Annotated in this window: 10 protein-coding genes; 5 read left to right on the top strand and 5 right to left on the bottom strand. The window is 61.0% G+C overall.

Annotated features, from left to right (window positions below; translation table 11 throughout):
- Window positions 1–217: 217 nt before the first annotated feature.
- The 4 genes from ABV589_RS25345 to ABV589_RS25330 all read right to left on the bottom strand — a co-directional run bounded on the left by ABV589_RS25345 (window position 218) and on the right by ABV589_RS25330 (window position 7751).
- On the bottom strand, window positions 218–1540 hold the full coding sequence (locus ABV589_RS25345; RefSeq protein WP_367084117.1) for a DUF308 domain-containing protein: 1323 nt from the start codon (window positions 1538–1540) through the stop codon (window positions 218–220).
- Window positions 1541–1635: 95 nt separating this feature from the next.
- On the bottom strand, window positions 1636–5310 hold the full coding sequence (locus ABV589_RS25340; protein ID WP_367084116.1) for a translocation/assembly module TamB domain-containing protein: 3675 nt from the start codon (window positions 5308–5310) through the stop codon (window positions 1636–1638).
- Window positions 5307–7034: an autotransporter assembly complex family protein gene (locus tag ABV589_RS25335; RefSeq protein ID WP_367084115.1), complete on the bottom strand. Its 1728-nt coding sequence runs from the start codon at window positions 7032–7034 to the stop codon at window positions 5307–5309. Before ABV589_RS25335 ends, ABV589_RS25340 begins: the two co-directional genes overlap by 4 nt.
- 66 nt (window positions 7035–7100) lie before the next feature.
- On the bottom strand, window positions 7101–7751 hold the full coding sequence (locus ABV589_RS25330) for an N-acetyltransferase (RefSeq protein WP_007961094.1): 651 nt from the start codon (window positions 7749–7751) through the stop codon (window positions 7101–7103).
- A 328-nt stretch (window positions 7752–8079) separates the two neighbouring features.
- Here ABV589_RS25330 and xthA point away from each other — a divergent pair, with 328 nt between their 5' ends.
- Window positions 8080–8892, top strand: coding sequence for an exodeoxyribonuclease III (gene xthA, locus ABV589_RS25325; protein ID WP_108592064.1), 813 nt, complete (start codon window positions 8080–8082; stop codon window positions 8890–8892).
- Between the two features lie 240 nt (window positions 8893–9132).
- Window positions 9133–10467, top strand: a complete 1335-nt coding sequence (locus tag ABV589_RS25320; protein ID WP_367084114.1) for a phosphate ABC transporter substrate-binding/OmpA family protein — start codon at window positions 9133–9135, stop codon at window positions 10465–10467.
- A gap of 145 nt (window positions 10468–10612) precedes the next feature.
- On the opposite strand, the gene ABV589_RS25315 is transcribed toward ABV589_RS25320, so the two are convergent.
- The gene (locus ABV589_RS25315; protein ID WP_367084113.1) at window positions 10613–11842 is read right to left on the bottom strand and encodes an acyl-CoA dehydrogenase; all 1230 of its coding nucleotides are present in this window, start codon (window positions 11840–11842) and stop codon (window positions 10613–10615) included.
- Between the two features lie 157 nt (window positions 11843–11999).
- On the opposite strand from ABV589_RS25315, the gene ABV589_RS25310 reads away from it, so the two are divergent.
- The 3 genes from ABV589_RS25310 to ABV589_RS25300 all read left to right on the top strand — a co-directional run bounded on the left by ABV589_RS25310 (window position 12000) and on the right by ABV589_RS25300 (window position 14559).
- Window positions 12000–12929: a LysR family transcriptional regulator gene (locus ABV589_RS25310; RefSeq protein WP_027614626.1), complete on the top strand. Its 930-nt coding sequence runs from the start codon at window positions 12000–12002 to the stop codon at window positions 12927–12929.
- A 187-nt stretch (window positions 12930–13116) separates the two neighbouring features.
- Window positions 13117–13515 (top strand): MerR family DNA-binding transcriptional regulator, encoded by a 399-nt coding sequence (locus tag ABV589_RS25305; protein ID WP_166496729.1) that lies wholly within the window; start codon window positions 13117–13119, stop codon window positions 13513–13515.
- Between the two features lie 144 nt (window positions 13516–13659).
- Complete coding sequence (locus ABV589_RS25300; protein ID WP_367084112.1) at window positions 13660–14559, top strand: hydroxymethylglutaryl-CoA lyase; 900 nt, start codon at window positions 13660–13662, stop codon at window positions 14557–14559.
- Window positions 14560–14703: the final 144 nt, after the last annotated feature.

The raw sequence follows: 14703 nt of genomic DNA, 5'->3' as shown, positions 1-14703 counted from the left end.
GTCGAGATGTTACTGCCTAGGCAGCGAATGTCAACGTAATAGTTAGGTTGCTTTGTAATTAGTTGACCAGTGGAGTGGGTTTTGTGTTTGGCGGGCGAACGCTATCGCTGGCAAGCCAGCTCCCACAGGTTTCTATGGCGTACGTGAATTTTGAGTACACCACTGACCCTGTGGGAGCTGGCTTGCCAGCGATTGGGGCAACCCGGTTTAAAGGCGTTCAGACTTCATCCGAAGGACGGGCAGCCGCCGGCGGCTGAAGGGGATGCACTTCGCGCCCGCGCAAGGCCGTGACTGCATAACCGCAGGCGCGTCGGGTCACCGCAAACATGCTGTGCCAGCCCGGCGGCGCGGGCTCGATGGCGGCATGCAGCGCCCGGGCATAGTCGAGCACCAGCCCGGGCGTCCACGCCATCACTTCGGCGCGTTTACGCACCTGCGCCGCCACCCAGAACTCGGGGCTGAGTATCACTCTGGCGAAATCGAGCATGCTCGAATGCCCGCGATTCATCGCCCCTTCAAGGGCTGCTTCGAGGCTGTGAGCGACGGCACTCGAGCAGTTGCGGCTGGTGAGGTTGTATGTGCTGTTCTGCCGATACTCAGCCCAGAACGCCTGCAACCGCCGGGCGTCGTAGTGAGCAAAACTGACCTGAACCGAAGACGAGCACCAGTCCGCCACCTCCCCCGCATAGTCAGTCAAAAACCGCCCGGCGACATCGTTGTTCGGCGTCGCCCGCAGTAAACGCACGAAATCCCCCGCCGAGCGATCGATGTCGTCCAGCGGGTAATGGCTGATGTAAATGTCCGGGCCACATTCCAGCGCCGCGTGGCCGGCGGAAATGACCCCATTGATATCAACCGCCGCGATATAGCGGTTGAGCAGACGGTTGCGCACCAGAGTGTCATCAACGGTACCGCTGGGCGTCCAGATGTGGATGACCAGAGCGTCGCTGCTGGCCGGCGCACTAACCGCAGCAGGGTCGGTCAGCGGCGGCAGGTGCCTGAAGCGCACGGCTTGGCGCAACAACGCGCAGCCCGAGAGAAACAGGCTCATGCCTATGCAGAACGGCACCGTGCCCTTATACAGTGTCGGATACGGCTCAAGGATAAACACGCCAAAGCCGATTTCGAACAATCCGGTCAGCAACGACAATTGCCAACCGACAAAGCGCACCACCACCGCAGCCGCCAGCCTGAAGACGCCATCAACGATGAAAGCCCCGCCAAACAGCACCGCCAGAATCAGCCCGGCAGCATGTTGCCGGTCAACGATCAGCAGCCCCAGCAAGAGAAACGCCAGACCTCGCGCTTTACGCAGGGCCGCAGCGGTCCCGGTTTGCGGGGCTGGCACCAGCAGCAGGATCAGCGCTTCGAGCAACAACAGATAGCCGAAGAGATGCAGCGGAAAATACAGAACGCCATCCAGCGCATCGATGAAGATCGCCACCCCGGCCGCGCCCCAGACAATGCCGGTCAGCGCCAGCGCGGACCAACGCTTGCGGACGAAGTCGTTACCGAGCAGGACCATACTCAAGCGAACCATAGACGCAACCGGCAAGGTTTTCGGGGGTTCGGTGAGTCTAATACATCCTGAAAAAACCGGATCGCAGCGTCACGACCCGGCTATTGGCCACGTTCTCAGAAATCGCGCTTGTAGAAGATATCCAGCGAACTGGCGACACCGCTGGCGGCTTCGACATATACCTTCTTGCTCAGCTTGTAACGCAGCGCAATGGTGTTGGCCGGCTCAAACACTCCGACGCCATAACGCAAACTGAGCTTCTCGGAAATGTTGCCGCTGGCGACCACGCTGGTGGTGTTGCCGCTGCCCTGGGTATCGAGCTGGAAATCCTGAATCCCCAGGTCTTTGGCCAAACCGCTGGTCACCCCGGAACTGCCCATCAAGCCCAACCCCAACGCCGCTTGCGCGAGCATGTTGTTGTCTTCGCCGTTGGTGCTCAGCGGTCGGCCCAGCACCAGATAGGACAACGCCTGCTCCTGGCTCATGGCCGGTTCGGAGAAGATCTGCGTGGTCGGTTGTTCGGCACTGCCGCTCAGGCGAATGCCGGCGATCACGTCGTCGGTCTGGCGGATCGCTTCGATGTCCAGATACGGCTGATCGATCGGGCCGGCAAACAACAGACGCGCACGGCGCACGTTCAGGCGCTGGCCGTAGGCGCGGTAACGTCCGTCGTTGAGCCACAGCTCGCCACGGGTGTCCATGTTGTCGCCGATGTGCACGTGACCTTGCAGGTTGGCGGTCAGGCCGAACCCGGCGAAGCTCAGTTTGTCTTCGCCGACCACCACGTCGATGTCCATTTTCATCGCCAGCGGTGGTTTGCCCTCTTCGGTCTGCGCCCCGACGATGATCGTGTCGTCGGAAACCTTTACCGTTGACGGCGGCAGTTCACGCACGGTGATTTCGCCTTGCGGCACCTGCACCTTGCCGGCAATCTTCAGCTCATCGCCGGCCATGGAAATCTTCAGGTCTGGCGCCACTTCAAGCTTGGCGTACGGCTCGACGGTGACCGGCAATTGCGTGCCCTTGAGCGCCAGATCGACTATCAGCGCCTGCCCCCACGCGACATTGCCATTGAGACTGCCCTGCCCGGTCTTGCCGCTGTTCCAGCCGCCGTCCAGGCGCACCGATTCGCCGGCAATCACCGCTTGCAGCTGCAGGTTCTTGAGTTCCATCGGCAGCTCGGCGCCGGAGACTTCGCCGTCACTGAGCTTCACCGTACCGTTGACCAGCGGCGCCAGCAGCCCGCCGGAAATCGTCCCGCTACCGTTCAGGCGCCCGGTGAGCTTCTCGACCATCGGCACAAACGGCCGCGCCACCGACAGGTCCAGTCCGCTGAGACGGAACGAACCGCTCAGCGGTTTGTTTTTCGGCAGCGGGTTGAGCTGCGCCTGCACCATCAACTCGCCGAGTTTGCCGCCGACGAAGTTGAGGTCGGTGTCGATGCGCTTCGGTGTGAGTTTGCTGGTGAGTTTCAGGGTCTGGTACGGGAAGTCCAGCCACTGATCCTTTTCCTTCATACGCAAGGTGCCGCCGCTGGCGTCGATGCTGACCACGCCGTTCGGGCCGCTGGCCGGCAGGTCCAGTTGCAGGTCGGCGTTGAGTTTGCCCTGCCAGGCGAAATCCTTGGGTAACCATTGTGCGAGGCTTTCAATCGGGAACTGCTTGAGGTGATAGCGCAGTTTCGGCTCGGGCAGCAGTCGCTGATCTTCACCGCACAGACTGGCATCGCCGGACATCCAGCAATGCGCGCCGAAGTTGATCTTGCCGTCGGCGAGGCGTTCAAGCTTGGCCGGGTTCTGCAGTTTCCAGTCCTGGCCGCCGGCCTGAATATCGCCGCTGGCCAGACGGCCGCGCCAGTTGCCCTTGTCCAGATTGCCGTCCAGACCGAGCGCCAGTTTCAGCTTCGGCCCGAGCAGGTCGAGGTTGAGTTTCTGGCTCTTGATGTCGCCTTGGGCGCTGGCGGTCAACACGCCGAGGTTGGTATCGCCGGCCTGAATGCCACTGCCCTTGAGATCGATCTTCGCCCGTTGCGCACTGTCGAGGGTCGCGTCGAGGTTGAGGCTCTGCAGGCGATTGTCCTGAAATGCCAGTTGCGAACCTTGCAGATCAAGTTTGCCTTGCGGTGCTTTCAGCGTGCCGGCGACGTTGACCTGTCCCGTGACCTGCCCGCGCAGCTGTGGCCAGAGCTGGGCCAGACGCGTCAGTTTGATGTCGATCTGGCCGGTGAGTTTCTGTTGCAGGCTGCCCTTGCCGCTGATGCTGTTGTCGCCGAGGCGGATTTGCAAAGCGTTAAGGTTCCACTGCTCACCGGCACCGTCAGCCTTGGCCTGGAGGATCGCCGGTTGCCCGCGCAATTTGCCTTTGAGGTCGAGGTCGGCGCTGAGGCTCAGGCGTTCGTTCTTCATTTCGCCTTTGCTGCGCAGCGGCCCCGCCAGCGTGCCCGGCAACTCCGCGACCCAGTACGCCGGGTTCAGCGCAGAGAGATCCAGCGCGGTGTCCCAGGCGATGCCGTCGGCGAACTGCACGTTGACATGCCCTTCGGCCTTGCCCTGCCCGGCTTCCATCTTCAATTGCGGCAAGGCGATCTGCTTCAGGTTGCCGCTGAACGGACTGCTCAGGCTGAACGCCCCCGCCGGACCATCGAGGTCGGCGGCGAAGTTACCGAGATACTGACCGTCGGTGTAGGAGACTTCGCCGGTAAAGGTACGCAACGCGACTTGCGGCTCATCGATTTCGTTATAGAGCCGATGCCACGGGAAATCCTGCCAGTTGACGTTGGCTTGCGCCGTGAGGCCCTTGCTCCAGTCGACACTGCCGGTGAGCTTCAGGCTTTGCTTATCGTTGGCCGTCAGGTCGAGGCCGGCGATCTGCGCGCCGCTGGCATCGACCTTGCCTTTGAGCAGCAGCGCCACCGGGCCTTTATCGGCGGGCAGCGTGGCGTTGCCGTTTAACTGGTAACCGTTTTTCAGATCGCCTTCGCCGGTCAAAACCAGTTGATTGAGTTGCAGGGTGTCCGGCAAATCGGCGCTCGGTTTGAACGCGTCGCTGGTAATGCGCACCTTGGCCGGCAGGTTTTCTGCCAGCGGCTGCAGTTCGCCGCTCAACTGGCCGTCGAGGTAACCGTGGCTGTCGGCGTGCAGGTTGAGGGTTTTCAGCAGATCGCCGTCGACTTTCAACGCCAGCGTCCATGGGCCTGTGCCTGGGGACGGCAGGGTCAGGTCGCCGGCAATGTTCAGCGGCCAGTTGCCGGTCGGTTGCAGCAGGCCGGAAAGGTTCAGGCTCAAGTCGTCGCGTTGCAGTTTCACGCTGTCGATCTGCATACCCTGGGCGGTCCAGTGCGCCGCCAGTTGCAGGCCCTTGAGCTGCTCGCTGCCGTTGAACAGCAGGCTGCCGACTTGCACGTCACCGAGCTCGATGCCTAGCGGCAATTGCAGATCCGGCAGTTTGATCGGGCCGCTGTTGGTGGTTTCCTCACTCGGCGGGAATTGCAGAATCACCTGATCGGCCTTGAGCTGTTCGATGCACAGGGTCATGCGGGTCAGGCACAGCGGCGACCAGGCAAAAATCGCCTTGTTCAGTTCGACCCGGCTGCTGTCCTGTTGCCACAGCAGATGGTCGGCGCTCCATTGGCCGCCGAGGCGACCCTGGAAATTATCCACGCTCAAACCCGGCACTAAACCCAGCACCCAACGGCTGCCCGCTTGCGTGCCAAACACTGCGGTGACGCTCAATACAACCAACAGCACCAGCGCCAACAACGCCAGTGCCGTTATTTTCAAACCACGCTTCACAGCTCAGGCCCCATGGAAAAGTGCAGCCGGATGCCGCCGTCGTCGTCCAGCGCGTGGGCCAGGTCGAGGCGGATCGGCCCCACCGGCGAGACCCAGCGCACACCGATACCGACCCCGGTCTTGAGGTTCGGCAGTTCGAGTTTGTTGAAAGAGTTGCCTTGGTCGACGAAGGTCGCGACCCGCCATTTCTCGGCAATCGAATATTGATACTCGACGCTGCCGGCGACCATGTAGCGGCCACCGACGCGGTCGCCCTTGGAGTTTTCCGGGGACAGGCTCTGGTAGTCATAACCGCGCACGCTCTGATCGCCACCGGCGAAGAAGCGCAGCGACGGCGGCACCGAGTTGTAACCATTGGTGGCGCTGCCGCCGACCTGCACCCGGCCGAGGAAGCGGTGATTGTCGAACACCGTGGTCAGGCCTTTGATCAACGCCGTGCCATATAAAAGGTTGTTATCCGAGCCGAGGCCTTCCTTCGCCACTTTGCTTTCGAAGGTCAGGCGATAGCCGTTGTGCGGGTCGATGCGGTTGTCGCTTTTCAGGTACGAGTAACTGATGCCGGGCATCAGCAAGGTACTGAGGCCGGAGTCGTCGCCGAGTTCATATTCTTCGCGCTGCCATTTCAGCGAGATCACTCGCTGCCAGCCGCTGGGCAACTTGCTGTGCCATTCCGGGCCGAAGGTCAGCAGCTTGCTCAGGGTGTCGGAGCCGTCGATGTTTTCATACTGATAACCACCGGCCCAACGCAGTTTGTCGGTCAGCGGCGGGTCGAGCGGGATGTCATAGAACAGCCCGACGTTTTGCCGGGGTGCCGACAGTTCGGCTTCCCAGCCGTAGCTGTCGCCCTGCGGGTTGACCCAGTGGCGCGTCCAGTTGGCCTTGATCCGCGGGCCGACGTCGGTGGAATAACCGAGGCCCAGGCCCATGGTGCGTGGTTTGCGCGTGTCGAGTTTGACGTCCACCGGGATCACGTCGTTCTTCGCCGCCGTCGGCGCCGCATCGACGCGCACGCCTTCGAAATAGCCGCTCGATTGCAGGTCGCGGTTGAGTTCGGCGATCAGTTCGGAGTCATACGGATCACCGGCCTTGAACGGCACCATGCGTTGCAGCAGGTCTTCGTCGAACGGCGTATCGCCCTCGAAACTGACTTTGCCCAACGCATAACGCGGGCCGCTTTCGTAGATCAATTCGACATCGGCCACCCCGGCACGCGGATCGACCAGGAGTTTTTGGCTGGTGAAATGACCACTGAAGAAACCGAAGCGCGAGGCCTGGTTCTGGATCAGGCGTTTGGCGTCTTCATAACGCCCGTGGTTGAGCACGGCGCCGGACTTGAGCGTGTCACTGCTCGGCACACGAAAGGATTTGAGGGAGGCGGCAGGCCCGTCGACGCGGATGGTGACGTTGCGCAGACGAATAGGCTCGCCGGGATCGATGTTCAGTACCAGGCGCGGTTTTTCGCCGCCCTTCACGTCACTGTCGATCTGCGGCTGGTAATAACCCAAGGCCTGCGCGGCTTTGCGCGCCTGCTCTTCGGCCCCGCGACTGAAGCGCAGCAAGGCTTGTTCGTCACGGTCGCCGAGGCTGCCGATATAGCCTTCTATATTGGCCTTGAGTTCGTCGTTGGACGGTTTGATCCGCACGTCCAATTCACTTTGCGCCAGCGCCGCGCAGCTGGTTAACAGCATGAGCACGCCACTGGTAAATCTTCCTGGAAACTTCATAGGCGCGGATGCTATCACGGGCTTGGGAGCGTGATAGAACAGGAAATTTCCGAAGAAGTTCGATCGCTATGCTGTTGCAGTTTGTAACACCTGCGGATTGGCGTGGAAAAATACGTGCTCGCGCACCGGGCCGACGGCCACTTCGCCGATCTCTTCGTAGCCCTGGCGTTTATAGAATTCCAGGTAACGCGGGTTGCCGGTGTCGAGCACCACGCCTTGGGAGGTTTCGTCCACCGCGCACCAGTTGTGCACAGCGGTCAGCAACTGCTCACCGAAGTGTTTGCCCTGAAACTGCGGATGAATCCCCAGCAGCGGCAGCATGTGCACCGAATCACTGGGCACGCAGGCGGCCACGGCATCGTGGTATTCCAGATAGCGCCGGGTGCAGCGAAATCCGGTGCTGAGCACCATGCGCAGACGCCAGGCCCAACTCTCGGTGATGCCCAGGCGACGCTGCGGCGGCGCGATCAGGGCGATGCCGATCAGGCGGTCGTTGACCAACAGGCCGATGGCCGGCTGATCCTGCAGAAAATGCTGTTTGACCAGTTCACGCACCGTGGCCCGCACGCGCTGCTCGTAACCCGGCCGCTCGGCCTCGAACAGGTAACCGAAGGTCGGCTCGTGCCGATAGGCCTGATACAGCAGCGAGCGGGCTTCGCGCGAGTAACCGCGGTCGAGCATGTGGATGTCGGCGATGGCGGTCTGGGTTTCAGGCATAACGGTGATTCTCCCCCGGGGCGCGGCTCAAATGACTGCGCTCTTGTTGGTACGAACCTTTTGCGGGTGGCGCAGTTCCCCACAGGTATAGACCAACTCGGGATCTTCATCGACTGGGCGGGCCTCATCGCTGGCAAGCCAGCTCCCTCAGGTTTTTCGGGTGTACATGAATTGTTTGTCCGACATGGACACTGTGGGAGCTGGCTTGCCAGCGATGAGGCCCATCCAGGCACCACCCATCCCACAGATGAAAATGATTTCTCCCACCCCACACTGGCCCCCATCCCACATGTCAGCTAGCATCGCCCTTTTGCCAGGACTGCCGACCATGAAGATTGTTTCCTTCAACATCAACGGACTGCGCGCCCGTCCGCATCAGCTGGCAGCGCTGATCGAAAAGCATCAGCCGGACGTGATCGGCCTGCAGGAAACCAAGGTCCACGATGACCAGTTCCCGCTCGAAGAAGTGCGTGCGCTGGGCTATCACGTTTATTTCCACGGCCAGAAAGGTCATTACGGCGTCGCCCTGCTCTCGCGCAATGAACCGATCGCCATTCACAAAGGCTTCGCCAGCGATGAAGAAGACGCCCAGCGCCGCTTTATCTGGGGCACCTTCGCCGACGCCAATGGCGTGCCGGTGACCATCATGAACGGCTACTTCCCACAGGGCGAAAGCCGCGACCACCCGACCAAGTTCCCGGCCAAGCAACGTTTTTACAGCGACCTGCAAACCCTGCTGGAAAGCCAGTTCCACAACGAACAGCCGCTGGTGGTGATGGGCGATGTGAACATTTCCCCGGAAGACTGCGACATCGGCATCGGCCCGGACAACATGAAGCGCTGGCTCAAAACCGGCAAATGCAGCTTCCTGCCGGAAGAACGCGAGTGGATGGCCCGCCTGAAAAACTGGGGCCTGACCGACAGTTACCGTCACCTGAACCCGGACGTGACCGACATGTTCAGTTGGTTCGACTACCGCAGCCGTGGGTTTGAAGACGAACCGAAACGCGGTCTGCGGATCGATGTGATCCTGGCGTCCCATGGTTTGCTGCCGCGGGTCAAGGATGCGGGCGTGGACTATGAACTGCGCGGCATGGAAAAACCGTCGGATCATGCGCCGATCTGGCTTGAGTTGAGCTGATTCACAACGCTTCTCCCTGTACGAGTGAGCCTGTGGTGAGGGGATTTATCCCCGATGGGCTGCGAAGCGGCCCCAGTCGTCTCTAGTAGATCGAAATGAAGATTTTGGGTCGGCTTCGCCAACCATCGGGGATAAATCCCCTCACCACAGGCACACTCCTACATTGGATCCCTGTCATGTTTTGGTCATGCGCCTGACTTAATCTCCCCGGCAATCCCCTTGGCCTGATTCGGTGCCGGCATGACCCTGCGTGTTCTGTTCGCTTTTCTGTCGAGTGCATGGCTGACGGTCAGTGCCGCCGCCCTGCCCATCCCTGAAAACGGCCCGGCATTGCGCATCCAGGGTTCCAACACCATTGGCGCCGATCTCGGCCCGGCGTTGGTTGAAGGTTTTTTGCAGGATCAGGGGCTGCTGAAGATCCACCGCGAAAACCCCGACACTGCAAACGAACAACACATCGTCGGCCAGACTGCCCAAGGCAAACGGGTGGTGATTGAAGTCGCCGCCCACGGTTCCAGCACCGGTTTCACTGCACTGAAAAGCGCCAGTGCCGACCTCGCCGCCTCCTCCCGCCCGATCAAGGACAGCGAACTGCTCAGCCTGCAAGCGCTCGGCGATCTGAAAAGCGCCGCCGCCGAGCAGGTGATTGCCATCGACGGTCTGGCGATCATCCTTCACCCCGGCAACCCACTGCAGCAACTGGACACCGAGCAACTGGCGCGGATCTTCAGCGGTGAGGTGAAAACCTGGGAAGACCTCGGCGGTCGCGGCGGCGCGATTCATTTATATGCGCGGGATGATCAGTCCGGCACCTTCGACACGTTCAAGGAATTGGTGTTGGGTCGGCGTGGGAAAAGTCTGAGTGCCAGTGCGAAACGCTTCGAATCCAGCGAGCAATTGTCCGACGCGGTGAGCAGTGATCCGCAGGGTATCGGTTTCATCGGTCTGCCGTATGTGCGCCAGGCCAAAGCCGTGGCGATTGCCGACGGCGCCTCGCAATCGATGTTGCCGCTTAACAGTCTGATTGCCACGGAGGACTATCCGCTGTCCCGGCGCCTGTTCTTTTATCTGCCGCCCGGCAACCAGAATCCGTGGGCATCGGCATTGGTGGCGTTTGCGCAAAGCCCACAGGGCCAGAAGATTGTCGCGGCCAACGGTTTCATCAGCCAGACCGTGCACGCCATGACCGTCACTCCGAATGCGCTGATGCCCGAGGGTTATCAATCCCTCAGCCGCCACGCCCAGCGTCTGACGGTGAATTTCCGTTTCGAGGAAGGCAGCGCCAGCCTCGACAACAAGGCGCGGCAGGATCTGGCGCGCGTGCTCGACTATATACAGCGCCACGACAAGACCGAGCGCGCGGTGACGCTGGTGGGATTTGGCGACGAGAAAGACGATCCGGCCCGCGCCGATCTGCTGTCGAAGCTGCGGGCGATGGCGGTGCGTCGCGAACTGGTGAAGAACGGCGTGGTGCTGCGCGAGGTGCGCGGGTTTGGCGCGTTGATGCCGGTGGCGGCGAACAGTGCGGATGAAGGCAGAATCAAGAATCGGCGGGTTGAGGTTTGGGTGTATTGAGCCTGATGTTGATGTGTTGAACCTGCTTACGTCATCGCTGGCAAGCCAGCTCCCACAGAAATTTCCAGTGAACACAAAGTTTGTGAACACCACACAAACCTGTGGGAGCTGGCTTGCCAGCGATGAACGATGACGCGGTACTGGATCAGCGCTCGTTACGCAGCATCTCTTTCGGCACATACTTGCCGATCTCGAACTTGCCGATCGCCGCGCGGTGCACTTCGTCCGGGCCGTCGGCCAGGCGCAGGGTGCGTTGCATGGCGTACATGTAGGCCAGCGGGAAATCATTCGAGACCCCGGCCCCGCCGTGAATCTGGATCGCCCGGTCGATCACCCGCAAAGCCACGTTTGGCGCGACGACCTTGATCTGCGCGATCTCGCTCTTCGCCACTTTATTACCGACGGTGTCCATCATGTACGCCGCTTTCAGGGTCAGCAGGCGCGCCATGTCGATTTCCATCCGCGAGTCGGCGATCTTGTCGACGTTGCCGCCCAGACGTGCCAGCGGTTTGCCGAACGCGGTACGGCTTACCGAACGTTTGCACATCAATTCCAGTGCGCGTTCAGCCATGCCGATCGAGCGCATGCAGTGGTGAATCCGCCCCGGGCCGAGGCGACCTTGAGCGATTTCGAAGCCGCGACCTTCACCGAGCAGGACGTTTTCGTACGGCACCCGCACGTTGTCGAACAACACTTCGGCATGGCCGTGCGGGGCATCGTCGTAGCCGAACACCGGCAGCGGGCGGACGATTTTCACCCCGGGGGTGTCAACCGGCACGAGGATCATCGAGTGCTGCGCATGACGCGGTGCGTCGGGGTTGCTCAGGCCCATGAAGATCAGAATCTTGCAGCGCGGATCGCAGGCGCCGGAAGTCCACCACTTCTTGCCGTTGATCACCCACTCGTCGCCATCACGCACGGCGCGGGCGGCCATGTTGGTGGCGTCGGATGAGGCCACGTCCGGTTCGGTCATGGCGAAGGCCGAGCGGATCTCGCCGCGCAATAGTGGTTCGAGCCAGCGCTGTTTCTGTTCTTCGTTGGCGTAACGCACCAGCACTTCCATGTTGCCGGTGTCCGGCGCCGAGCAGTTGAACGGCTCCGGCCCCAACAGCGAACGGCCCATGATTTCCGCCAGCGGGGCGTATTCCAGGTTGGTCAGGCCGGCGCCGAGTTCCGATTCCGGCAGGAACAGATTCCACAGGCCTTCGGCTTTGGCCTTGGCCTTGAGCTCTTCCATGATCGCGGTCGGCTGCCAGCGATCACCCTCGGCAACCTGGCGTTCGAACACGGCTTCGGCCGGGTAAACGTAAGCGTCCATGAACGCGGTCACGCGCTCACGCAGTTCTTGCACCTTGGGCGAATAAGCGAAATCCATGAGCAATTACCTTCTTTAGGCAGAGGTTGTTCAGATCATGCAATCGATGCTAGAACAGCGCGGATAATTTACCTAGCCTATTCTCGGCGTGTATAAACATTCATCACCGATATATGATCCGCTGATTGTCAGCCCACAGAACAAGAGAAGCCGCGTTATGAATCTGAGTAAGGTCGACCTCAACCTTTTCATCGTCTTCGACGCGATCTACACCGAAGCCAACCTGACCCGCGCCGGGCAGATTGTCGGGATCACCCAGCCGGCGGTGTCCAACGCGTTGGCGCGGTTGCGCGAGACCTTCAACGATCCGCTGTTCGTGCGCACCGCCCAGGGCATGGTGCCGACACCGATGGCGCAGAACATCATCGGCCCGGTACGCAACGCGCTGTCACTGCTGCGGGTGTCGGTGCAGGAGAGCCGGATTTTCAACCCTGCGCAGGCAGTGAAGACTTACCGCATCAGCATGACCGACCTGACTGAGGCGGTGATTCTGCCGCCGCTGTTCCAGCGTTTGCGGCGTCTGGCGCCGACGGTGATCATTGAAAGCTTTCTGTCCAAACGCCGCGAGACCACCAAGGAACTGGCCGCCGGACGCCTGGATTTCGCCGTCGATGCGCCGCTCAACACCGACCCGCAGGTGCGTCACGTCAAGCTGATGGAAGACCGTTACGTCTGTGCGATGCGCAAGGGCCATCCGCTGGCGGGCAAGGAGAAACTGTCGCTGGATGACTATCTGTCGCTGACCCACATCCATATATCCAGTCGCCGCAGCGGGCTGGGCTATGTGGATCTGGCGCTGGGCAAAATGGGCATTCAGCGCAAGATCGCTCTGCGCTCGCAGCATTATCTGATGGCGTCGCAGGTCATGCAGCAGACCGACATGGTGATGACGGTGCCCGAGCGCTTTGCCCGGCGTAATGACTTGCATGCGTTCAACCTGCCGGTCAACGACGTGCCGCCGCTGGAGACTCACCTGTATTGGCATGAAAGCACCGACCAGGATCCGGCCAATCGCTGGATGCGCGAGCAGATCATCGAGTTGTGCCAGCAGGTGGCGGCGCAGGAGAAGAAGCTCGACAAGGTGTAAGGCTGGCAACCGCGTTATCGTTCTTCGCGAGCAAGCTCGCTCCCACATGGACGTGTGCGCGCCACTGATCCTGTGGGAGCGAGCTTGCTCGCGAAGAGGCCGGCACTGACAACAACGATCCTTCCTGCTTGACGTAAACGTCAACTCGCCATTAGCTTAGCGCCAAGACCTTTTTCCGAGCGCTTTCATGAGCAGCCAGACCTACAGCATTTCCGACCTCGCCCGCGAGCTGGACATCACCACCCGGGCGATCCGCTTTTATGAAGAACAAGGCCTGCTCAGCCCTGAGCGCCGTGGCCAGGAACGCATCTATTCACCGCGCGACAAGGTCAGCCTGAAGCTGATCCTGCGCGGCAAGCGCATCGGTTTCTCGCTGGCCGAATGCCGCGAGCTGATCGAGCTCTATGACCCGTCCAGCGGTAACACCAAACAGCTCAACAGCATGCTGGCGAAAATCAGCGAGCGCCGCGAACAGCTCGAACAGCAGCTACTCGACATCGAACAGATGAAGCTGGAACTCGACACTGCGGAAGAGCGCTGCGTGCAGGCGTTGGAGCAGACGCTGAAGAGTCAGCAGGCGAGCTAGCAAACAACACCAATCCCTTGTAGGAGTGAGCCTGCTCGCGATAGCGGAGTGTCAGTCGAGCAAATACTATCTGACTCACCGCTATCGCGAGCAGGCTCACTCCTACAGGGGTTCACCTCGAATTCAGAAGAGCAGGTCAATCCCATGTCCCTCCCCTCCCAAGTACGCCTGATCGAAGTCGGCCCGCGCGATGGCTTGCAGAACGAAGCCCAACCGATCAGCGTGGCTGACAAGGTGCAACTGGTCGACGCCCTGAGCGCCGCCGGCCTTGGCTATATCGAAGTCGGCAGTTTCGTATCACCGAAATGGGTGCCGCAAATGGCCGGATCCGCTGAAGTGTTCGCGCAGATCCAGCGTAAACCCGGTGTGACGTACGGCGCACTGGCGCCGAACCTGCGCGGCTTTGAAGACGCGCTGGCGGCCGGCGTGAAGGAAGTCGCGGTGTTTGCCGCCGCGTCCGAGGCGTTCTCGCAGCGCAACATCAATTGCTCGATCAGCGAAAGCCTGGCGCGCTTCGCGCCGATCATGGAAGCGGCGAAACAGCATGGCGTTAGCGTGCGTGGCTACGTGTCCTGCGTGCTCGGTTGCCCTTATGAAGGCGAAGTGGCGCCGGAGCAAGTGGCGATGGTCGCGCGTGAGCTGTACGCGATGGGCTGCTACGAAGTGTCCCTCGGCGACACCATCGGCACCGGCACCGCGGGCGCGACCCGGCGGCTGTTCGAGGTGGTGTCGGCGCAAGTGCCACGGGAAAAGCTTGCGGGGCACTTCCACGACACCTACGGCCAGGCCATGGCCAACATCTACGCCAGCCTGCTGGAAGGCATTGCGGTGTTCGACAGCTCTATCGCCGGCCTCGGCGGCTGCCCGTATGCCAAAGGCGCGAGCGGTAACGTCGCCACCGAAGACGTGGTGTACCTGCTCAATGGCCTGGGTATCGAGACCGGTATCGACCTGGACGCCCTGATTGCGGCGGGTCAGCAGATCAGCGCGGTGCTCGGTCGCCCGAGTGGTTCGCGTGTGGCCAAGGCCCGTAACGCCCAGTGAGGGCGAAGGTGTTACCGCTGTGTCCGAAACGTGGGCGTAGTCGAGTAACACGGAAACAAATTGTCTGGTTTGCTCTGAAGGAAAAATCCTTAAAAAATCTCAAGCCATTGATTTACAAGGGTTTTAAAAAGTTGGCATGGCTCC

It is taken from the genome of Pseudomonas sp. HOU2 (assembly GCF_040729435.1).
Taxonomy (GTDB): domain Bacteria; phylum Pseudomonadota; class Gammaproteobacteria; order Pseudomonadales; family Pseudomonadaceae; genus Aquipseudomonas.
Note: the sequence above shows the minus strand (reverse complement) of the source record. Positions and strands in the feature narration are given on the sequence as shown.

Bases quoted from the DNA above. Each gene is read 5' to 3' on its own strand.
- ABV589_RS25345 (WP_367084117.1), bottom strand. From the start codon at position 1,540: ATGGTTCGCTTGAGTATGGTCCTGCTCGGTAACGACTTCGTCCGCAAG.
- ABV589_RS25335 (WP_367084115.1), bottom strand. From the start codon at position 7,034: ATGAAGTTTCCAGGAAGATTTACCAGTGGCGTGCTCATGCTGTTAACC.
- ABV589_RS25330 (WP_007961094.1), bottom strand. From the start codon at position 7,751: ATGCCTGAAACCCAGACCGCCATCGCCGACATCCACATGCTCGACCGC.
- xthA (WP_108592064.1), top strand. From the start codon at position 8,080: ATGAAGATTGTTTCCTTCAACATCAACGGACTGCGCGCCCGTCCGCAT.
- ABV589_RS25320 (WP_367084114.1), top strand. From the start codon at position 9,133: ATGACCCTGCGTGTTCTGTTCGCTTTTCTGTCGAGTGCATGGCTGACG.
- ABV589_RS25315 (WP_367084113.1), bottom strand. From the start codon at position 11,842: ATGGATTTCGCTTATTCGCCCAAGGTGCAAGAACTGCGTGAGCGCGTG.
- ABV589_RS25310 (WP_027614626.1), top strand. From the start codon at position 12,000: ATGAATCTGAGTAAGGTCGACCTCAACCTTTTCATCGTCTTCGACGCG.
- ABV589_RS25305 (WP_166496729.1), top strand. From the start codon at position 13,117: ATGAGCAGCCAGACCTACAGCATTTCCGACCTCGCCCGCGAGCTGGAC.
- ABV589_RS25300 (WP_367084112.1), top strand. From the start codon at position 13,660: ATGTCCCTCCCCTCCCAAGTACGCCTGATCGAAGTCGGCCCGCGCGAT.